This is a genomic window from Leucothrix pacifica (assembly GCF_003172875.1).
Lineage (GTDB): Bacteria > Pseudomonadota > Gammaproteobacteria > Thiotrichales > Thiotrichaceae > Leucothrix > Leucothrix pacifica.
Genome location: NZ_QGKM01000087.1, coordinates 35,610 through 57,469, shown reverse-complemented (window position 1 = coordinate 57,469; position 21,860 = coordinate 35,610). Strand labels below are relative to the sequence as shown.

At 46.7% G+C, this 21,860-nt stretch carries 18 protein-coding genes; 5 read left to right on the top strand and 13 right to left on the bottom strand.

The features are described from left to right. Positions 1 to 180: 180 nt before the first annotated feature. The 7 genes from DKW60_RS21100 to DKW60_RS21075 form a co-directional block, all read right to left on the bottom strand. Entirely contained in the window at positions 181 to 846 is a 666-nt protein-coding gene (locus tag DKW60_RS21100) for a helix-turn-helix domain-containing protein (RefSeq protein WP_109839645.1), read from the bottom strand. Between the two features lie 46 nt (positions 847 to 892). After that, the gene (locus DKW60_RS23845) at positions 893 to 1,030 is read right to left on the bottom strand and encodes a hypothetical protein (protein ID WP_181389831.1); all 138 of its coding nucleotides are present in this window, start codon (positions 1,028 to 1,030) and stop codon (positions 893 to 895) included. A 123-nt stretch (positions 1,031 to 1,153) separates the two neighbouring features. Beyond that, positions 1,154 to 2,623, bottom strand: a complete 1,470-nt coding sequence (locus tag DKW60_RS21095) for a restriction endonuclease subunit S (protein ID WP_109839644.1) — start codon at positions 2,621 to 2,623, stop codon at positions 1,154 to 1,156. After that, a complete protein-coding gene (locus DKW60_RS21090) occupies positions 2,623 to 4,182 on the bottom strand; it encodes a class I SAM-dependent DNA methyltransferase (protein ID WP_109839643.1) in 1,560 nt (519 codons plus the stop codon). The genes DKW60_RS21095 and DKW60_RS21090 overlap by 1 nt, the downstream gene beginning before the upstream one ends. 127 nt (positions 4,183 to 4,309) lie before the next feature. After that, positions 4,310 to 7,834 carry a type I restriction-modification system endonuclease gene (gene hsdR / locus DKW60_RS21085; protein WP_109839642.1) on the bottom strand — a complete coding sequence of 1,175 codons (3,525 nt, stop codon included), beginning with the start codon at positions 7,832 to 7,834 and terminating at the stop codon, positions 4,310 to 4,312. A 94-nt stretch (positions 7,835 to 7,928) separates the two neighbouring features. Then, entirely contained in the window at positions 7,929 to 8,768 is an 840-nt protein-coding gene (locus DKW60_RS21080; protein WP_109839641.1) for a Fic family protein, read from the bottom strand. A 144-nt stretch (positions 8,769 to 8,912) separates the two neighbouring features. Further along, complete coding sequence (locus DKW60_RS21075; protein WP_181389830.1) at positions 8,913 to 10,445, bottom strand: S1C family serine protease; 1,533 nt, start codon at positions 10,443 to 10,445, stop codon at positions 8,913 to 8,915. Between the two features lie 365 nt (positions 10,446 to 10,810). Between DKW60_RS21075 and DKW60_RS21070 the strand changes: the two genes are divergently transcribed. Further along, the gene (locus DKW60_RS21070) at positions 10,811 to 11,206 is read left to right on the top strand and encodes a hypothetical protein (RefSeq protein WP_109839639.1); all 396 of its coding nucleotides are present in this window, start codon (positions 10,811 to 10,813) and stop codon (positions 11,204 to 11,206) included. A gap of 83 nt (positions 11,207 to 11,289) precedes the next feature. After that, on the top strand, positions 11,290 to 13,173 hold the full coding sequence (locus tag DKW60_RS21065) for a SulP family inorganic anion transporter (RefSeq protein WP_109839638.1): 1,884 nt from the start codon (positions 11,290 to 11,292) through the stop codon (positions 13,171 to 13,173). Between the two features lie 164 nt (positions 13,174 to 13,337). Here the strand turns inward: DKW60_RS21065 and DKW60_RS21060 are convergent, their stop codons facing one another. The 3 genes from DKW60_RS21060 to DKW60_RS21050 form a co-directional block, all read right to left on the bottom strand. Continuing rightward, positions 13,338 to 13,781 carry a type II toxin-antitoxin system death-on-curing family toxin gene (locus DKW60_RS21060; protein ID WP_109839637.1) on the bottom strand — a complete coding sequence of 148 codons (444 nt, stop codon included), beginning with the start codon at positions 13,779 to 13,781 and terminating at the stop codon, positions 13,338 to 13,340. Next, complete coding sequence (locus DKW60_RS21055) at positions 13,782 to 14,876, bottom strand: DNA-binding protein (RefSeq protein WP_245929755.1); 1,095 nt, start codon at positions 14,874 to 14,876, stop codon at positions 13,782 to 13,784. 108 nt (positions 14,877 to 14,984) lie between these two features. Next, positions 14,985 to 16,664: a formate--tetrahydrofolate ligase gene (locus DKW60_RS21050; RefSeq protein ID WP_109839636.1), complete on the bottom strand. Its 1,680-nt coding sequence runs from the start codon at positions 16,662 to 16,664 to the stop codon at positions 14,985 to 14,987. A 206-nt stretch (positions 16,665 to 16,870) separates the two neighbouring features. Between DKW60_RS21050 and DKW60_RS21045 the strand changes: the two genes are divergently transcribed. Continuing rightward, positions 16,871 to 17,323, top strand: coding sequence for a flavodoxin family protein (locus DKW60_RS21045; RefSeq protein WP_109839635.1), 453 nt, complete (start codon positions 16,871 to 16,873; stop codon positions 17,321 to 17,323). A 149-nt stretch (positions 17,324 to 17,472) separates the two neighbouring features. Here the strand turns inward: DKW60_RS21045 and DKW60_RS21035 are convergent, their stop codons facing one another. Further along, positions 17,473 to 18,978, bottom strand: coding sequence for a DUF945 family protein (locus tag DKW60_RS21035; protein WP_109839633.1), 1,506 nt, complete (start codon positions 18,976 to 18,978; stop codon positions 17,473 to 17,475). A gap of 107 nt (positions 18,979 to 19,085) precedes the next feature. Next, entirely contained in the window at positions 19,086 to 19,658 is a 573-nt protein-coding gene (locus DKW60_RS21030) for a phosphoribosyltransferase (RefSeq protein WP_245929754.1), read from the bottom strand. Between the two features lie 96 nt (positions 19,659 to 19,754). Here DKW60_RS21030 and DKW60_RS21025 point away from each other — a divergent pair, with 96 nt between their 5' ends. Next, a complete protein-coding gene (locus DKW60_RS21025) occupies positions 19,755 to 20,321 on the top strand; it encodes a phosphoribosyltransferase (protein ID WP_245929753.1) in 567 nt (188 codons plus the stop codon). Here DKW60_RS21025 and DKW60_RS21020 read toward each other — a convergent pair. Next, positions 20,296 to 21,159 (bottom strand): AraC family transcriptional regulator, encoded by an 864-nt coding sequence (locus tag DKW60_RS21020; protein ID WP_181389829.1) that lies wholly within the window; start codon positions 21,157 to 21,159, stop codon positions 20,296 to 20,298. The two genes, DKW60_RS21025 and DKW60_RS21020, sit on opposite strands and share 26 nt — an antisense overlap. Before the next feature lie 98 nt (positions 21,160 to 21,257). On the opposite strand from DKW60_RS21020, the gene DKW60_RS21015 reads away from it, so the two are divergent. After that, positions 21,258 to 21,788, top strand: coding sequence for a peroxiredoxin-like family protein (locus tag DKW60_RS21015; protein ID WP_109839629.1), 531 nt, complete (start codon positions 21,258 to 21,260; stop codon positions 21,786 to 21,788). The last annotated feature ends 72 nt before the right edge of the window (positions 21,789 to 21,860 follow it).

Below are 21,860 nucleotides of genomic sequence, written 5' to 3'. Positions count from 1 at the left end.
CTACTCTTGACCATAGCTCCTTTACAGAGCAACGACCATGACACCATAGATTGGTCTACTTCGCGCTAAGAGTGCAAAAAGGCAGATCTCAGGGCTATCTCCAATTAGAGCGTGTAAACCTAAAGGCTTGCGCCTTATTGAGCGTTAAAGTGCCCGACCCTTTTTTTGGGATTCTTCAGATTACCAAACCGCGGGATACTCAACAATCCCATCTACTGGTACACCGTGATTTAACAATGTCTGCCGGATGACAAATGGTAGTGTGTTTGCGTCGCTGGGGTAGTCATGTAGAGTCTTTAACGCATAATCATCTATGAAGTTAATAAGCTCAGCCGAATTTATTACTTCGTTGACTCTAGAGGACCAAACAGCATCTTCAACACTACTTTCCAATTCTTCGTTTTTATGAGTGAACTTTATTCTACTCTGCACAACAACCCGGAAGTTATTTTTGCCTTGATGATGAACCACAAGCTTTAGCTGTGGGACTTTTTTAATCATTTTTCCATGTTTATCACGCCTTGCATCATAAAAAGCCTGTGACAAAATGACCTTTCCTTCAACGCGATAAAATGTCTTTTCGCCGGTTTTTGTATTGAATGACCAATAGACCCTGAAAGTATTTCGTCTTAGCTTATAACCATAGAGGTCAAGTAGCGGCTTCAACTGCTCTTCATGTCCTTTTTTACTACCTTTTTTCCATGCACTCACGATTGACTGTTGTGTTCGGCATTCTTTGGCAATATCTGCTTGAGTCCAACCATCATTAAGCGCTAAGCGAACTAACTCCTTAGTCCACTTAAAAGGTTTCTTTTTAGCGTTTTTACCTTTGTTTTCGGTGCTCATATGACTCCTTAGAAGAGAGGGGCTTCCCCCTCTCTATCGTGACAGCTTACTTCTTCTTACCACCGGACTGAGGATTCATTTGCTTACCTCGGTTGCCTTGGTTTTGAGAGTAAGTTTTATTAGTACCAGAAGTACCTTTATTAGCATTGCTCATGTTTGATTTGTGATTATTTTGCTTAGTCATATTGTTTCTCCGTTTAAGTTAATGACGGGAATCATGTTAGCAACTAGCAAAAATCTTACTATTGATCATTTAGTGATAAATCATGATAAACAGTGATATTTTAAGTATTGGTCTAAAAGTTAGCTAAGTCTTCACTTTCTTAGCCCGAGTTTTCTTCTTAGGCTTCAACGCCTCACGCTCCGCCTTAATCTTTTCCAATAACGCCTCTGCGCTGTTCTCACCGCTAATCAAATCAGGATTCGCCGCACGCCAGTCAGCCGTTAGCTCACCACGAAAGGCTTTAGCCAGAATGGACTGAGTGAGCTTATTCACACGCTCAGAAGCTGCTTGGGCTTTTCGTTCAACGGCATCGGCAAAGGCGAAGAGTTCTTCTACGCGCTGGACAATTTCGGTTTGTTCTTCAATAGAACACATTGGGAATGGTAATGTTTTTATTCGTTTTAACGCCAACTTCCCTTGTGCTCCTGACTTTATTTCCAGTTGGATCAAGTCCTGTATATATTGACTTCTTAACCAGTAACCAAGAAATTGACTAATTAACGGCACTTTATAATCACATAACTTTGCAGCATTCTCAGTTAAATTTGCACCATCACAATACTCAGGAACAATACCTGCATCACCAATTGAAGCCCCTACTATCGTTAAATAAGCATTTCCAGTTGATATAATGTAGCGCTTTATTTTCTCGTGAGTCTCTTTACTTATATAGAGCTGCTTATTTCGAGCATCAACACCCGATATAACTGTCCCATTTTTTAACTGGCCTGCCCTTATATAACGATATCCCGTATCTATATCCAATAACTCTTCGCCCTTTGGAAGCCTCTTGCCGCCTTTCACTTGTGCAGCATCATCTAGGCTTTTCAAACTCCAGTTACTAGGAATACAAAAACCAAATTCCGTATCGGTATATTCCTCACTCCCCCGCCACTCCTCGGTCAACCGCCCACTAACCGCCGCCGCCAACACAGACTGCCGAAACCGTTTAAGAATATCGGGAATACCATCAAGTCGCGCTTTAGTCCTCTCCACCTTAGCCAACAGCGAATCCAGCTTATCAGCGATGACTTTTTGTTCTGCTAGAGGAGCAACTGGAATGCTAATCTTCGAATAATCCTTAAACTTCAAGTTGCGAAGATTATTACTTCCTCCTTGGTAGTTAATGACCTCACCAGATAAATAAAAACTGCTTAAATAGTAATTTAAATAACTAGAATTAATTTTTTCCGACGGTCGAGCCAATCTCAAGAAGTTTGTGCATACAACTGGGGCATTGAATTGCTCTAAAACATGTTCGGATATAAGTACAGTCCTACCAACTGGCTGTTCAGGACCACCACCAGATATTTCAATTAAAATATCTCCAACTTTTAGCTGCCTTGTTTTTAGACTCGATAATTTAACTTTACGCAAAACTGCTGTGGAGCCAAGATTCTGTTTCCAAAGTTTAAACTCGGATCCTCGGATACAGTAAACACTTTCAAACCCTTCTTCATTGAAAGCTTCATCCTTACCCCAGTCCCCTCCGATAACGTGAACTAATAAACAGTCCAGAGCCGACTCTGACCATTGATTTACTATACCGGACATCACTCTGATGTCTCCAAAGCCACCAATAACGCATCCAACTCCCCAAGCGCTGCCGTCAGTTCTTCCTTCGCTTCAGCCGCCAACACCTCTGGCTCGGGCAAGTTTTCCGCATCCACACTGTCTTTGTCTTTTAGCCAACTAATGTCCAGCGAGTCACCTTTGGTCTCGCTAATCCATTCACGGCTAAAGCAGCGCCAGCGGGATTTCGCCAAGCGGTCATCCACATCCTCAGCGGTGCTTTCATCCACTTCCAGCTCTTCCACATTAAACGACCACTCGCCTTCCTTACGCGCACTCGTCCCGTCAGAGTTTTCACCGTACACCGTTTCAAACGGCTTGAGGTGCGCTTCGGTAAACGGTGTGCGCTTACCAAAACTTGGCATATTCATTCGCAGGTCATACACCCAAACATTTTCCGTGCAGCCTTCATCCTGCATTTTGTCCGTGGCGCTGCCTTTGGTAAAAAACAGCACATTAGTCTTCACGCCTTGCGCATAAAAAATCCCCGTCGGTAAGCGCAATATGGTGTGCAGATTACATTTATTCATTAAGTCACGACGCACATCTGTCCCGACACCCGCTTCAAATAACACATTATCCGGCAACACCACCGCTGCACGACCACCCAGCTTAAGGTTGCGGTAAATGTGCTGCAAAAACGCCAACTGCTTATTACTGGTTTTATACGTCAGATCATCACGGGTATTACTCGCCTCACCGCCTTTGCTCGTGCCAAACGGTGGATTAGCTAAAATTATATCGGCACTGGCTAAGCTTTTACCCGCATCACCCAAGGCATTCCCCAAATGCACCACACCCTCGTCATCCCCCTCCATGCCGTGTAGCAAACAGTTCATGAGCGCCAAGCGACGGGTACTCGGTACTAACTCAACCCCTACAAAGGCTTTGTTCTTCTGAAAATCAATTTGCTGTTCGGTGAGATCAAACAAATCATCGGTGGCCTCTTTGATATAAGTATCCGCAGCAATCAGGAAACCCGCGGTACCCGCCGATGGGTCTTGCACCACCTCACCCGCTTTTGGCGCAACACATCGCACCATGCTATTAATCAATGCGCGAGGCGTGAAGTACTGGCCCGCACCCGACTTAGTCTCGCCCGCATTCTTCTCCAGCAAGCCTTCATACAAGTCACCCAGCCCGTCTTTTTGCGCGCTAAACCAGTCAATCTGGTCAAGCGTTTTGATCATTTGCTCAAGGTGGCGCGGCTCACGCAAGCGGGTTTGTGCATCGGCATAAATCGCGCTAATCAGTGGGTCTTCATGGATTTGCTCATCACCACGCTGACCGGTTGAAAGCGCCAACAACATCGCTTTGTAGTCATTCAGCAGGTTAATGCCCGACTTCTCGTTAAGGTCTGTCCAACGACAGCCTTCTGGCAAAGTGTGCTGTTCTAAGGTCTCGGCTTCGGTGTTTTCATGCACCATTTTGATAAACAACAACAGCACCAGCTCAGTGACGTAGTCGCTGTAGTTGATGCCGTCGTCACGCAGTACGTCACACAAGTTCCAGAGTTTTTGTACGATGTCGTTATTGTTCATAAGTGGGGTCTTTTATTCGTCATTGTTTAGCGATGGGAGGCATGAACATAGGTCTATGCCATCAACAAGTAAAGCGAACCTGTATAATTTTCCCTTTTTTATATCAATGTGGCAGCTCTCTGCTCGCTTAAGCACTTACCCGCCAAATATTGTCCTTGAGGTCTTCAAGCACGCTGTCTAACTGGTTGCCGAGCACTTTGTCGAGCTGCTTTGCGCCACCGTGACTACTAAAGCGCTTATTCACGCTTTCCTGATCAATAATCACTTCCAGCACCAGTTGTTTGGCCAGTCGGTCCAGCCATTTTCGTTGATTCGGTTTCCAGGCTTGGCGCTGGTAAATCGTTTGCATGGCTTGCGCAACACGCTGCTCAAACGGCACAAGCGGCTCACCCAATGCCGCCTGACGTACATAGCCGATGATGCTAGCGGCAATATCTTGATTCGATTGGCTACGCACCGCTGCGCGCAGGCTGGTTTCGTTGTAGCCTTTATCATCCAATAACAACCTGACTTCTTTCAGCTGCTGTCGGGTAAGGTCACGCGGTCGGTTAACAATCACCGCCAGTGCTGCGCTTTCATTGATATTGCTATTAATGAAGTGGTTAAAGCTGTCGAGGTAATCTTCCGGCCGACTGTACGTGCCGTAACTTTTCGTGCGCTCTTTAACCTCATCTTCATGTTCAGAGATAATGGGCTGGCGCTCACTGCCCACCAGCGCTTTGACGTCGCTTAACTGCCCAACTAAGCCTTGATGTTCGTTTATAAACTGTGCTGCTTGTGTTGGGCCAAGTTTGTGTAAATGATTGTGCAGTTTCTTTGGCTCAACGCCCCAGCGCGCTTCCAGCTCGTTTAGTTTGTTTTTAACCTCGGGGTTTGTTTCCGCTTTCTTTTCGGCCTTACGCAATATGCGCATGACTTTTTGCCCCAGTTGACTGAGAACGGCATCGGCTTGTGATTCGCCTTTTTGATCTCCCGGTGCGTTTAGCGCTTTTTCTAGCTTGGCGGGTTCGGTTAGCTCCTCAACCAGCTGCTCTATAGTAATGCTAGGGTCCTTGACCAGCGGCTTCATGGTGTTTACATCTTCCAGTGCGGCGTAAATATCCACGGGGTCATAAATGCGGAACTCGGTTTTACCAATATCATCACAACGTCGTGTGGCACGCCCGATCATTTGCTCGTACAAGATGCGCGATTTGACACGTCGCATAAACACGAGGTGACAGATTTTGGGCACGTCGATACCCGTGGTGAGCAGGTCAACCGTAATCGCGATATTGGGGTAGCGTTCGTTTTTGTAGCGGCTGATCAGTTGGGAGACTTTATCGCTTTGTCCCGTTATTTTTTCAACAGCGGCTTGCTGGTATTCATCGCAATATTCCTTTTTAAACGCGGCATCCAGTAAGCGCTTCACCATGTCTGCATGGCGGTCGGTCGCGCAAAAGATGAGTGTTTTTTCTTCGCCAAATGGATCAAGCTCGTTCACTAATTCTTCACAAATCACGCGGTTGAAGTTTTCATTTATCACACGATGGTTAAACGCTTCGACCTCGAAATTGACCTCGTCCTCCAGCTCTGCCGCTTCTACCTCGCCGGTGCGCGTATTGATGGCTTTGATCTTTTCGCCTTTCTCAAACTTTATGCCCTTTTGCGTAAGAAGTGTCTCATAACGAATCGGTGGTTCGTGGTCGATGAGCCAGTCATCCGCCACCGCTTCACGGTAAGAGTACGTGTAAACCGGCTTTCCAAAAATCTCGCTGGTGTGTTTAGCAGGCGTTGCGGTAAGCGCTATCTTGACCGCATCAAAATACTCCAATACGCGACGATAGCTAGAAAGATATTGTGCGGCGTCACGCGTCGCCAGTTCGCCTTCGGTCATTTCTTGGTCGAGCGTGTAGCCACGGTGCGCCTCATCAATGATGATGCAATCAAACTGATCGATTGGCGGACGGTTATCGCTAATGAAAATGCGATTCACCATGGCTTGCACGGTGGCAACTTGCACACGGGTTTCTGCTTCGCTGGCCATATCACCTAGCTCAGCGACATTGTAGATTTTAGATAGTGTTTGGTTTTGTTCCAATTGCGCTTCATTAAACGAGTCCAGCGCTTGCTCGCCGAGGGCGGTTCGGTCTACTAAGAATAAAATGCGCTTAAAGCGTTCGGCTTTTAGAAAGCGGTACATCAAGCCGATGATGGTACGGGTCTTCCCCGTTCCCGTGGCCATCGCCAGTAGCGCTCGGCGCTCGTTGTTTTCTAAGCTGTGTTCGACGGCTTGTATCGCTTGCTCTTGGTAGTCTCGCAGTTTCAGATAGCCAAATTTTTCGTGTTTTAGCTTGTCTTCGGCGTCGCTTTTGCTGCGTTTGAGTTTGTCTAGCAAGCCACTAGGCGTATGAAACTCAGGGAGTGGGCGCTTGATATTTGATGCGCTTCGTATATCTCTAAACCATGTACCGGACTGCTCTTTAAGCTGCGGGATATAGGGTCGACCATTGCACGAGTACACAAAGGGGATTTTGTAGTGTCCATCGGCTTCATCGGGCCACGCGATGGTCATGCCTTGCACTTCCCAAGCGGGTATCTGTGGCTCGGTCACGGTAAAGCCTTTGCTGTAGCGCTCTGCTTGGGTGATTTTACCTGCAACGTTGGTATTTTCTCGCTTGGCTTCGACAATCGCGATGGGCGTTAAACCGGCAAATAGCACGTAGTCCGCTCGGCCATTTTCTCCGAGGTACTTGGTTGGCCACTCGGCGATGGCGATGTTTCTTCCTTTTTCCGGGCGCACGCCGTTTTTGTAGGTGAGCTGCTCGGTGTCTGCATCCCAGCCTGCTTCTTGCAGTTGTAAATCGATCACCAGACGCGTGAGTGCTTCGTTCATGACCAGGTTATCAGAAGCTGCTTTGGTGCTGCGTGTCAGTTGTTTGCGGTCAGCGGTTTTGCTTTTGTCATCTTGCTCGGCGAGTTGTTTTTGTAGGGCTTGTATTTTTTCTTCGTAATCCCGCTGCTGCTGCGTTAGCTGCGCTTCGTGCTGAGTCGCTTGGGCAGCAAGGCTTTGCGCTTCTTCATCCATGGCGAGGGCAAGCGCTTCGTATTCTTCCTTTTCTTTGGCGATCAGGTCGTTGAGTTGCTGGCTGGAGTCTAAATCCGCATTGGATTGTTTTAAGTTTGTTTTAAGCGTGGTGATTTCGGTTTGTAGTTGGCGCAGTTGCGCACTGGGGTCCACAATTTGCTGAAATGGGCCAGGTTTAAAGCTCGCCCCAGCACTACCAAAGGAACGGTGAAACCACGTCGCTAGCTCTCTGGCGACGGTCAAACCGCTTATGGCTTCTTTGTGTTTGGTTTTAAATTGGTGCGTTGCTTTGTTTCCTTCGACGCGCAAGAAGTGAAATAGCTGAACAACGTTGGGCTCTAAATTGAGTTGGCGATTAACCCGGTTAAGCAGCTCTAATTGCGAGATTTGGCTATCAAATGAGATGTGGCTGCGCGCAGCAATATCTTGCGTCATGGCCTCACCGAGCTGGCGCAGCTTGATGAGTGTGGTGTTTGGGTCGCTAGTGAAAGCGCGCTCAGCGGCACTGGCTAGCTCTAGAAATAGCGGGTCGTGTTCTTTTAGAAAGTCGAAATTACCTGAGCTACTGGTGTTGCTGGCCGCCATCCTAAACTACCCTGTCATTAGAAAGTCATGCCATTTTATCGTAAAAGTGTTGCAATTGTTATCTTTCAGGCTTGGCACTGATTAGTATTTCTAATTAACTATGACTATGGCCCAGCTCATTCAAAATCATGCGCTGCGTATCCAACATCGACTCCGCGATAAATTGCAAAAACGGCATCATGTCACCCGCGTCCGCTTGTGACAATGCCTGTAAATACACACGTCTCTTGGCATTGCGCACGATCACTGGCGTATAAGCGTGCATCATTAATATCAGATTCATTAGTATCCGCGCCCCACGGCCATTGCCATCGTCAAAAGGATGAATGCGTACCATATTATAATGAGCTACGCCTGCAATAATGACGGGATGATACTTGTCTTTCGAAACGTTTACCCAGTCGCACAGTTGCTGCATTTCCAGTGGCACTTGCAGCGGCTCAATGTAATGATGAATTGAGCCATCTTGCTGCAGTACGTGGTTTGGCTGAGATTTGTATTGCCCTGGTGTGGCGGGTTTATTGACGCGCTGACCATTGCTATCAATGGCAGGTGTTGATTGCACCCCAACCAGCAGTAGCGCATTGATTTCTTTGATCAGGCTTTCACTAATGTCTCGCTTTTGTGCCACCACATCAAAAAGCAGATCGATGGCTTCTGCGTGATTGCGGGCATCTAAGAAGTCTTTAAGTGGCTTTCCTTCGACGGTTAAGCCTTCTTGCAGAAAGAAGATGGTTTCGCCCAATGTCAGCGTGCTGCCTTCGATGGCATTACTGTCAAATGTCCACTCCGCACGTAGCTTTTGCTGTATCACGCCCCACATCGTCGGCTTTTCTGTTTGTAGTTGTTTGATTTGTTCAACGGCAGCGTCGATCTTGACTAGTTTATTAGTCAAGGCTTCAGTTGGTTGGACAAGGTAAGACGATATATTCATGAGGTTTTCAAATTAGGGTTGATGTTTGATTGTAGCGTGCTGCTAAACAGGGCGCTACTTTGATTGGCTCGTAGTCATAGTGAAACAGTCAACACAAAAAAGGGAAGCCGAAGCTTCCCCTTGTAGTATCACAAACGTGTTGGCTTAAACCGCTGAGCCAGCCTTCGGCTTAGCAGCAGGCACTTCTACGTCTTTATCCAGTAGCTTCAGATCTTCAGACTCACCCAATGGCACGTCATAGAGCTTCAGAATCTGTGCCTGACTCGCCAGTGCTTTTTTACGATCGATCACGACCTGATAACCAAACTCATCTTCCAGTTTGATAAAGTCAGATTTACTGTTTTTCACCAGACGATAGAATGTTTCAAAGTTTTTAAACGGCTTACCATCAAGCTTCTCAATTAATACAAATGAGGTGTCGTGGAAACCCTTGTTACTGTTTGAAGGGAGCACACGCGTAAGAATCACTGCTTCCTCACGCTCATCAGTCGGCCAGAAGCTTTTGAGATTCAGTACCTTTTCATCGAAGCCCAAGCGACGGCGGCTTGCCGTGATCAGGTCATCCGTCAGTGGCATAAACACAAACCCACCGAAGATGAAATAGCTCGGCTTATCTTCAAAACCAGGCGCAGCGACTAACTCGAAGCTGTCGATGGTCTTTGTGAGTTCTACCGTGAGATCCATTGGCTTGGCATCACGAATCACCTTTAACTCAACCTTGTCACCCAGCTGATGCATATCCACAAAGTGCTGATAAGCAATAGTCTGCTTGTGACGGAACTCGACCATACCATTGTTGGCGATATCATGACCGTCAATATGGGTGATGATGTCGTCCTTCATAAGTATGCCTTCGGCTGGGGAATTCGGATAAACCATCGAGACTAAAACGCCACTTTGGTCACCCGAGACACCGTATTTATCACGAAGCGCCGGACTTTCAATGCCTTGATCAATGATTCCCAGTGTTGGGAAGCCATCATAGCGATTGTCTTCGAGGTCTTTCAGGAAGTGTTTGACCACTTGTGTCGGGATAATGTAACCAACGTTCTCAGAGGAATGCATCGACTGCATCACCACGCCAATCACCTTACCATGTGACATGGCAGGACCACCGCTGTTACCGGGGTTAATAGCGGCGTCGACTTGTACTGAAATCATGCTTCTGTTTTTGTGTACGTACACAGAGCGCTCGATACGCGACACGACGCCGCGTGTCACACTCAGGCTGTCACCACCGACCGGATAACCAAATGCAGTGACTTCCTGATGCGCTTGCGGCAGGTCACCAAATACTAGCGGCTCTGTGTTGTAAAAACCTTCAACCGGCTTTTTCAGCTTAACGATCGCCAGATCTGAGTCATGTGAGATGTGGGCAACTTCAGCCTCGTAACGAGTCGTTTCACCGTGCTTTCTGACTTCGATGAAGGTGGCGTTAGAGACTACGTGAGCGTTAGTCATAATTTGCTCGCCTTCGATAATGAAGCCAGAGCCTGTAGAGCGTGTGATGTATGAGTTCCAGGGTTTTAGTGTGTCAACGATGTGGGAGACAACGAAGAGTTTGATGATGGATTCTTTTGCATCTTCAAGGAGTGCAATTTTCTGCTCATGTGTGGCAGGCCTTGTATCATCAGCCTGTGCGACTCCAACGCCACCCCACAAAACTGCATTTATCATTAAGCTTACATATAAAAAATATTTATACGCTTTTGGTTTGAACATATGATCCCCAAAGTTATTAAAATCCTTATCTGTCCTATATATCAACAAGTCACTAGTTATCACAAGATCTTTGTTATTTATTTGTAAAGGCGAGTCGGGCACTATCCACCACTAAAACTGAACCCCAGATTAAAAGCATATTTAATTCAGTAAATTAGCCACTTTTCCTCAACCAGTTATCGCCTTTTTCGCAGTGTGACAAAGAATTAAGCTAACAACAAGGTTGGCGACAATAGACTGATTCGCACTGACTAACTACTGCTCCCCCAAGTGGTTTAGTGAGTCCAACAACCCCCGAATAATAACAATGAAACGATACTATGAAAGAGATTACCCCCCTTCTCGAACAGTACAATGGTCTTGTCAATGTCATCATGAATACAGACTACAGTGTGAAAGAATATCAGGCGACGGAGAAACAATTAGCGAGCACGTTGAAGCAAATGAAAGGCAAACTGAGCCGTGAGCATTTGCACAATATCACCCGCATTACTCAGGTACTCAACTCAGAGACGGTTATGGTGCCAATGGCGGAAACAGTCAGCTCGATCGAGAGTCAGGAGTCATTTGAATATTTACTGAATCAGTTTTTAGAGTGCTTTGAAGATGGGCGCAATGAAAGTGCAACGGCGGAGGCTTGCTATCAGGCTATGTTGAAACTTGATCCTCAACGAGTTCAACGCGAGGCAATCGACCAACACCCATTCTTTATGTAGTCGGTCAGAAAGTGTCGTAACCACATTTCTTAGCGTGCTACTATATTCATTAATTACATAATGGATATTGATGAACGCTAATAATGATAAATACCTATCTTTCGTCACTGTTACAAGATGCTAAGCACCGCCTGACTCCGTTTAAGCAATGGGCAGGCGAACTTCAAAATCCGGAGATCCTGAAGGCTGATATTATCGCGGGTGCAACCGTTGCATTGGTGTTGATTCCTCAGTCAATGGCGTATGCGCAACTTGCTGGCTTACCCCCCCATATCGGACTTTATGCGTCATTTTTGGTTCCGATCATTGCGGCACTGTTTGGATCATCCCGACAGTTACAGAACGGGCCTGTTGCGATCATCTCTTTAATGACAGCTGCGGCATTGGCGTCATTGGGCCTGAGTCTGGAGCAATACATTATTCATGCGGCGATACTCGCCCTGATGGTGGGCGTCTTCCAGTTAGTGCTCGGTTTCCTCAGGCTAGGTATATTAGTCGACTTTCTGTCGCACCCTGTGGTGATCGGCTTTACCAACGCAGCCGCGATAGTTATCGGCAGTCTTCAGATTGGTAAGCTGTTTGGTATTTCCATGGACAGCAGTAAAAGTCTGTTTGAGACCTATGGCGAATTTCTCAAACAAGTACCAACAGACATCCACTTCCAAACGCTCATTATGGGCGTGTTTTCGTTGTTCTTACTCATTTACTTGCGTAAAGCCTTTCCTAAGCTGCCTGGCATTTTAATCACCGTGTTGATTACTACCTTAGTCTCCTGGATGCTTGGATACGAAACCATGGGTGGTGGTGTGGTGGGTGAAGTCACGCCGGGACTACCAGCGTTTGTCTTCCCGGTGGCTGAGGACTTACATTTCCAAAAGCTGATTATGCCGGCGATTATTATTGCCTTGCTGAGTTTTGTTGAAGCCTTCTCGATTGCCAAGGCGGTGGCTTCAAAAACCCGTCAGCGCATATCGGCAGATCAGGAAATGGTTGGTAAAGGATTGGCAAATATCGTTGCCGGTGTCACTCAGGGTTATGCGGTGTCGGGATCATTCTCGCGCACAGCGGTGGCATTTGATGCCGGTGCAAAGACTGGCTTCGCCGCGATTGTGACCGGTGTTATTGTAGGAATTACCCTGCTGTTTTTGACCCCGCTGCTTTATCACCTGCCTCTGGCCACACTGGCAGCGATCATTATTGTTGCTGTTTACGGCATGATTAAGTTTGAACCGTTTAAGCATGCCTGGAGTGTCAACCCACACGACGGTGTAATCGCCTTGATTGTGTTTATCACGACCTTGGTATTTGCGCCTCATCTTGAGTATGGCATTTTCATTGGTGTCATTCTGTCGATCACGTTTTATCTGTACCGCACCATGCAACCTCACTTTGCCGAGTTGGCGAAGGATAAAGAAGGTGTGTTCCGCGATGCTGAAATCTTCGGTATGCAAACCAGCGAGACCTTTGCACTGTTCCGTTATGATGGTGATCTGTACTTCGCCAATGCCGGTTATCTTGAGAAACGACTACTCAATGCGGTAGCCGACAAGCCAAAACTCAGAGCACTGGTACTGGATCTTGAAGCGGTTGATCAAATCGACGCGACCGGTGAAGAAATGCTGGCACACATGGCGGAAGGTTTACGTGAGGCCGGTATTACGTTCTGTATCAGCAGGCCAAAACACAAACTGGTTTCAGCACTGCAACGCTCCGGTTTGTATGAAAAGATTGGTACGCAGAATTTCTATGGTAAACGCATCCGCGCGATCTGGGATCTGAAAGAACGCTTGGGTGATGAGGTTGATATCAGTCATTTGGAATACTACAAGCCCGCTAACCCGGATGAGGTGCAAGGTAGTGATCCTACAACCATGGTCAATACTGACCTAATTCAGATGACAGCTGGTACTGATGCTAAAGTCGAGAACGACTCTGTGGTGAATGATAAGCCGACAGCAGAGAAGTGACTGCTACAGGATAGATTTAAGCTGGCTGTCGCTTATGTAATCAGTCAGCTTAACTATCACAGTTATCAAATCAGTAAATCATATTGGCCCATATTCGATAAAGAGTGTGGGCCATTTTTATGGCTAGCCAGCCGCTATACTGGTTAGGCCTTGAGTGACTGACTTCACTCTAAACCACCCAGTGCATCCATCAAGGTGAGCTTGAGTGTTTCGCTGTATTCTTCATCGTAAATATACGCCCGCAACATTTGCTGTAGCACATCCTTACTTAAGCGCCCTTCTGCCAAACTCACCGCATAGTTTTCAAACTCAAACCAAAAGCGTTCGACGCAATAGTCATAACCATTGAGCTCCATAAAATACGCACCCAGAATCAAGCTGGCACGCTTATTACCGTCATTAAAGGCATGGAGTTTATTGACCGAAAAAATCAGGTGGGCGAGCTTATCTTCAAACTCGGGGTAATAACGGTCATCCTGAATGTGAGCGAGCACGCTCTCCAACAGACCAATTTCTCGATAACCATCCAGACCACCGCTTTTATCAATAATTGAATCGTGCGCGTCCACCGCATGTTTCAGATCAAAGTAATGAAGAGACCAATCCACTTAGCGATCCTTCAGGCGACGAAATACAGACAGGGTCTCCTCATCATCCAAGCGCTCCATGAGGCTCTTGCTGGTCTCACCCAGAAACTTCTCGAAATCCACTTCTGGTACAGACTGAATATAACCTTCCAGTTTATCGTGCAAGGCATCTCTAAAGCACAAGTCACGACTCGCCATTCGGGTACGTGCCCCTTCGATGTAGGGTCTGATAAAGGGGTTTGATTCTGAAGCGACAAACAAAGCATCGGTTTCAGCTTCGGTGAGTTTGCGACCCAAGGCTTCGGAGCGTTGTTTGAGTTGATCCGCGATACCGTTTTCAAAGCTGGCAATCAGATCCAAGACTTCGGTATACATCGTGTCACGGGTACGGCTTTTATCGCATAGGTTAAGAATGCGGCGGTACTCCGCAGCATCTTCTTTGAAAATAGCCTGATAGATCTTATTGGTGAAGTGACGGTATTTGGTGCCACCCATATCGACATAATCGCGCAGTGCATCTGTGAATAACTTGCGATAGCTGAATTCATGGTAAGAGGCTGGCAGGTAATCCTGATCACGTTGGTTAATAAATCGCGTATGACCACCGCTCTTTTTGGCAATCACATCCAACACAATATCGAGTACCCGCGAGCGAATTTCACTGGCCTTTTCGCTCTCGGTCAGCACCATGGCAAGGTTAAGTACTGAGCGAAAATTAAAAACACCAATACTAGAGGCCTTGTCACCGACATTGATGTCGGAGACATAGTGTAACTTGAAGATTTTTAAGGATTTTCCTTTTAAAACACGATAGCCGTTCGTTCCGAATTCATCACCGTGATTTCGAATATAACGTTCAATGGTGCGTGTATCTATTCCTAATAACTCTGCGACTTGCGCCTTGGTATACACCTGCTCATTTTCAAAATCTGTTCCCTTAAATGCAAAGTGTTCGCGGATCTTCTCTAGTGCAAAGGGGTTATTCAAAATGTTCTGCCGATGAATACTCGAAGTGGTTAAATCTTTGCTCATCTCATCCCCCGGAAATGCAGCAGTTGCGACATTGCAAACGTTCCTTCGTTCATCCGCAGCATACAATAACGCTTTTTGTTTCATAAATAAAGTCATTTATCAAACAAAAAGAGAACTAACGGATATACCGTCTATCGGACAAAAAAAAGCCGGCATGATATCAATGCCGGCTTAGTCGTGCGTTGTTGAGGTTTAAAACAGGCCGTCTATCTGACCCTGTTCGTTCAGGTGAATGTGGTCCGCAGACGGCACGCGCGGCAGTCCGGGCATGGTCATAATATCTCCACAGACCACGACAATAAACTCTGCACCTGCCGACAATCGCACTTCCCGAATCGGAACCGCGTGACCAGATGGTGCGCCCATCAGGCTAGGGTCTGTTGAGAAACTGTACTGTGTTTTTGCCATACACACCGGGAAGTGCCCATAGCCATCTTGCTCAAACTGGGCGAACTGCTTGCGAACTTTGTTATCAGCGATAATTTCATCCGCGCCATAGAGCGTTTTAGCAATGTGTTCTGCTTTGTCCCAAAGCGACATCTCATCGTTATACAGCAGCTCAAATTTAGACGCCCCAGAGTCAGCAACCTCGGCAATGTGGTGCGCCAGTGCTTCTGTTCCTGCGCCACCCTTCTCCCAGTGCTCACAGTTAAACGCCTGCACACCGCGTGCTTCACAAAATGCTTGTATTGCCTGTAGCTCAGCATCCGAATCAGTCACAAACCGGTTTATGGCGACCGTCACAGGCACACCGTACTTTGACAAATTGTCGATGTGGCGACCTAAGTTCTTACAGCCACTAGTGATCGCCTCGACGTTTTCAGTATTCAGGTCGGTCTTAGCTACGCCACCATGCATTTTTAACGCACGAGCGGTTGCCACCAACACTACTGCCGCCGGCTCCAGCCCTGCTTTGCGGCATTTAATATCAAAGAATTTCTCAGCACCAAGGTCAGCACCAAACCCTGCTTCGGTAACCACATAGTCTGCAATTTTTAACGCGGTAGTGGTCGCGATAACCGAGTTACAACCATGTGCAATATTGGCAAACGGGCCACCATGAATAAAGGCGGGGTTGTTTTCCAGTGTCTGTACCAGGTTGGGCATAAATGCATCTTTGAGCAGCACTGTCATAGCCCCTTCTGCATTAATCTCACGAGCACGCACCGGTGTCATGTCTCGTGTATAACCGACCACGATATTGCCAATACGACGGCTCAGATCATCTAAGTCAGTCGCCAGACAGAAGATCGCCATGATCTCAGAGGCAACCGTAATGTCGAAACCACTCTCACGGGGTGTGCCATTAAAAGGCCCACCCAACCCGACGTTGATATTACGCAGCGCCCGGTCATTCATATCCACTACCCTGCGCCATGTGATACGACGAGGATCGAGACCCGATTTGTTTTCCCAGTGGATATGGTTGTCGATCAACGCCGACAATAAATTATGTGCCGCACCGATTGCATGAAAATCGCCGGTGAAATGCAGATTGATATCTTCCATCGGTACAACCTGCGCATGACCGCCGCCCGCTGCACCGCCTTTCATACCAAAGCAAGGGCCAAGACTTGGCTCGCGAATACAGATCGTGGCCTTTTTACCGATTCGGTTGAGACCGTCACCTAGACCAACCGTTGTGGTGGTTTTCCCCTCACCCGCTGGTGTCGGGGAAATAGCAGTCACAAGGATCAGCTTGCCTTGCTTGTTATCTTTAACCGACTCAATGAAACCCTGACTCACCTTGGCTTTCGTGTGCCCAAAGGGCATGAGTGCTTCATAGGGTATTCCTAGTTTTTCACCTATTTCGCCAATGGGTTGCATGGTTGATTCACGCGCGATTTCTATATCACTTTTGTAAGACGACATTATTTCTTCCTGGATTAATACGATACTAAACAGCCATGTGATAGCCGCGTTTCGTTAAATTTATTTATCACTAGATAAAATTAAATTTAAGTCTAAATTACATATGCCACTATATTATTTAATTCTTAGAATGGAATAGGTTTACTTTGCTGACAAGAAGTTTTTATTAACCCTTCAACCTACATTTTTTTGTCTATACTGGTCGCATGAGCTATCTACTAATTGTTGCTAACTGCCCTTCGGACAATGCACTTAAGTTATTTGAGAGCGTAGTCAAGGGTGCAAAAGACACGGATTATCCGGTCGTTTTCAAGACGCCGCTGGAAGCTACAGCAGCTGATGTTATCTCCTCCTCTGGCGTGATCCTTGGTACGACAGAGAACTTTGGCTATATGAGTGGCTTGGTTAAAGATTTTTTGGAACGGATTTATTATCCCTGTATGGATCAGACCGATGGCCTGCCTTGGGCATTCTATGTCAAGGCTGGACTGAATGGCACTGGAGCGACCAATAGTGTTCAAAAAGTCATTTCCGGATTGCGCTGGAAATTGGTTCAGGAGCCCGTGTTATTTCACGGAGCGTTTAAACAGGATTTTCTCGAAGAAGCTGAGACGCTGGGCGCGGGAATGGCTGAAGGCTTAAAACTTGGGATTTTCTGATCAAACTACAAACTACAAACTACAAACTACAAACTACAAACTACAAACTACAAACTACAAACTACAAACTACAAACTACAATAAAGCCACTGGTTGGATTATCCAGTGGCTTTATGCTCAAACATCAGACCTGTTACTACTGCAACAAATTATTGCCCCATGCCAGTCGGTGGCGCAAGGAATGGCAATGGCGATCCGTTAACCAATAACTGACCATCAGAAATTTGCAGTTCTGACTTGAAGATATCGCCTTCCAGCGTGACAAAGTCAGCAGCCATGATCTGAATCATTGGTGTCATACCTGCTTTATCGGTGATACCTTTATTCAGATCGATATTACCGCGACCCACTAGCACAGACAGCAATTTCTGTGGATCAGCACTGCCCATCAGCATCATCAACTCCTGTTCTGATAAATCAAGACCCGGCTTAAAACCTGCATCGATATCAGCATTCAGGTCACCCGCATCTGACTTTGCATGTAATTCCAAATGAGTGGCTGATGCATTTTTTGTCAACATTTGCAGAATAGAGAACAATTCACCCTGCATATTTTCAGCTGCTTTGTTCTGATCCTTCTCTGAAGCAAGGTCGCCCATTAAGTCTTGGTATTTTTGAACCGCTTCAATGGGTAACGCCTTAAAGGAGACTTCGAGATCCGCTGTTTTAACATCGACCGGAGACTGCATAATCGCCATCAGACTAGAGTCCAGGATCGCTGCATACTTCACATTGATATCGAGGTCCGTTCCGTCCGGCTGACTCATGTTAGTCATCACAGATAATTCAGGGAGCTTGATTGGGTCGGGCGACAACTGTTTATTTGTGAAAACGATGTCTTTGAACACACCATTCGCCTCACCAATCATCATGTCAGCGCCTTTAGCCTGAGCATAAGTGCCTGCCATTTCCATGCTCTGCATGACAAGACTACCGTCATCGCCAATGGTTGCTTCAATCGCACCACTTTTGATTTCGTAGTCGCCCTTCATCAGGCTGTCATCACCTTTGCCTTTCAGGTCCATCTTAAATGGCTTCAGCACAAACTGGTTTGGTTCGTCCTCAGTACTCACAATCAACTGCTGGACATCCATTTCACCGGTGAATGTGCTGCGGTTCTCGAGGCTGGCTTCGCTGACAATGGTGGCACCTGCAAAATCAAACATCGTGCCATCTTCAGCTGCGTACTTAATGGGGGCAACCGTTGCTTTTTGATCCATCGCACCTGAAAAGCTCACCAGATTTTCGATGGTCAGTGTTTCATTAGTAATTGCTTCTGGCAGCTCTAAACCTGATACATCAGGATGTGAAATAATCTTCGCCGCACCAAAACCCGCATCACCTAAATATGGACCGTGGCTGATTTCAGAATTCAACGGTACATCAAATACTTTTGGCTCTGCCTGACCCGGTAAATTAACTGCCAGACTCAACAGGGTTTTGGCTGTAGATTTCATATAGCCTTTTTCATAAGACTCTACTGTGATGCTGGCATCCTGAAACTGTGGATTGGATTTAACCGCGGTCACTAACTGCTGATTCGCACGTTCAATCTGCTGGCGGGCTGTTTTCTCGATCTGAGAACCAATAAGATAAGGAGAGGCTGCAGCGGCGCCAAGGCCCAGCACAGCAATTGCTAATAGCGTTTTTTTCATGATTTTTTATAAATAATTTAAAAAGTAGGCTGACTTTAGCGCGCAGCTATATTTACGTCAACCTATCAAAAAGGCATAAATATATACAAATGGCTGCTTAAAATTAATTATTCAGTGGTCGCCAGTGGCACATAGGGTTTATGCGTTTTGATCTCATCTGGTGTAAGCCCATGTAACTCATAAGGGAACACCAACCAATTGCTGGTGGTATGCAAACAGTAGTCAGGCGATAAGCCAGTTTTATCATGCGACGGACGGCTAAATAAAGACGCAACTTTGACCTCTTGTGGCATGTTTCTCTTTAAGTGGCGGTTCAGGCGAGCAATCACTGCCGTTACATTACGACCGGTACTCACTACGTCATCAACAATCAGCAGGCGATCATCCGCATTCAGGTTTTCCAGTAAGTACTGCGTGCCGTGCACCCGAATTTCGGGATCAGGTTGTGACAAGGTTTGTTGATAATGAGGCTGCCCCTGATACGAGGTTCTCACCGCAATATGGTCAGTTTCAATGCCCAGAGTTTGCAAACATTCCTGCACGTAAATTCCAATGGTACTACCGCCGCGCCAGAGTCCTACGATAAAAGTGGGTCGAAAGCCGCTTTCAAAAATTTCAGTTCCCAAACGAAAGGAATCTAAAATTACCGCTTGCTCATCCAAGAACTGCTTTTCCATCATTGGCTCTGATCCCTGTCTCTGTTTGCTAAAGCAAGGCTTGCACCCCGCCGGAATACACGACAATATAACCGATTACACACAAACCTGTGAATACTGATGAGTAAAGTTTACCTGACCGCACAAGGATTATTAGAGGACTCTTTCACGCTGGCCAAACAAGTTCTGGACAGTGGTTTTGAGCCTACCTTTATCATTGCCATCTGGCGTGGTGGTACGCCTATCGGCATCGCAGTGCAGGAATATCTGGAATATCACGGCATTGAAACCAACCACATCGCCATTCGAACGGCGTCTTACAGCGGGATCGATAATCAGGCTCGAGAAGTTAAGGTGTTTGGTTTGAATTATTTGGTGAAGCACGTGCAGCACAATGACCGTCTGCTTATCGTGGATGATGTGTTTGATACGGGTAAATCTGTTGAAGCCATTATTAATGAATTGCGCAGTCGTGCCCGCCTGAATACGCCGGAACATATCCGTATCGCCGTTCCCTATTACAAGCCAAGTCGCCGGCAAGTCGATTTAGAACCGGATTATGTGATTCATGAAACAACGGATTGGCTGAAGTATCCGCATTCTCTGGAAGGCTTGAGTGAGGAAGAGATGAGGATACATCGTCCTGAGATTTACGAGATTATCAAGGACTCGTTGCCAGCTCAGTAGTGGACTGCTTACGCACCCAGCCTGGTGCATGACCGACGACTTTCCTAAACGCCCGGCGAAACGCGGCTTCGTTTTGATAGCCTAGTTTGTCAGCGATTTGGGCGATGGATTGAGAGGTGGTTCCCAACCATTCCCGTGCCAAACGCATGCGCCACAGAGTCAGGTATTCTCCCGGTGGATAGCCCAGTACTTTATGAAAGTGAGTACTGAATGCAGTACGCGACATGCCAGCCTCCTTCGCCAGCGATTGCACGCTCCACGGTTCACCGGGCTGGTCATGCATTGCGGTTAAAGCGCGTGCTAAGCGTGGATCTCCCAGACCACCAATTAAGCCATGATTAAACACCATTCGCTGCATTAAGAAGCGCAACAACTTTACCAATAAAACCTCGGCTAAATGATTTAACACCAGCTCATTTCCGCACCGTGGATTTCTCGACTCATTAATCATCAGGCAGATGAGCGGCTGTAATTCACAACCATCATCCTGCCTGGCAGTCAGCACAATCATCTTCGGTAAGGACTCCAGCAAAGGATTAAGACTCACTGACCCAAAAGCTAGTACAGCATGCATATATTCAACACCTTCCTCACCGCCTATCAAACGATGCTTAGACCCGTCAGGCAACCACGCCACATCGCGAGTACCTAATGAATGAGTCTGGATTTCTTCACCCTCACTATCTATTAATAGCCGGGCATTACCGCTGTTAATCAAATACAGGTCAGCAGCAGATGCGGTTTCTACAGCCATGGTTTGTGCCGCGGCTAATGTGCCATGTGTGACGTGTGTAATTGACGGCTGAAAGTAGTGAAGTAACGCGGATAGACGGTCCATTTGTACGATCTGCAATATATATAGTGTTTTTAGCATACCATATAAACACATAAAAAACGTAATATGCTCAGCACATTCTACATAAAGGAAATCACGACATGATCGTATTAAAGCCTCGCGAAGCAATGCCACAACTGAACTTAAACACGCTTGATGGCCCATGGTCTTTGCAGGATCAGAATCCAGAAAACTTCACATTAATGGTGTTTTACCGCGGTCTGCATTGCCCGGTTTGTAAGGGTTATATGCAGGAACTACAAAAACTGAAAAGTGAGTTCGCCGAACGCGGCGTGACCATTATTGGTGGAAGCAGCGATACGCAAGAGCGCGCGCAGCAAGCAAAAGATGAGTGGGAATTACCTGACCTTCAAATCGCTTATGACTTAAGTGTTGAAGATGCACGAGCGCTAGGACTACACCGTTCTGCGGGACGTGGTAAGACATCTATTGGAATTGAAGAGCCAGCAGAATTCAGTGAACCAGGACTTTTCATGGTACGTGCTGATGGCACTTTATACTGGTCAAATATCAGCACTATGCCTTTCGCACGACCACATTTCCGTGAAATTTTGGGTGCGATTGATTTTGCATTGAAAGTTGATTACCCGGCACGTGGTGAGCTTAGTTAAGCTTAAATATCTGATGGCGAACCGGAGTGTTTTCATCCTCCGGTCTCGCTAATCTGTTTATCTGTTTATCTG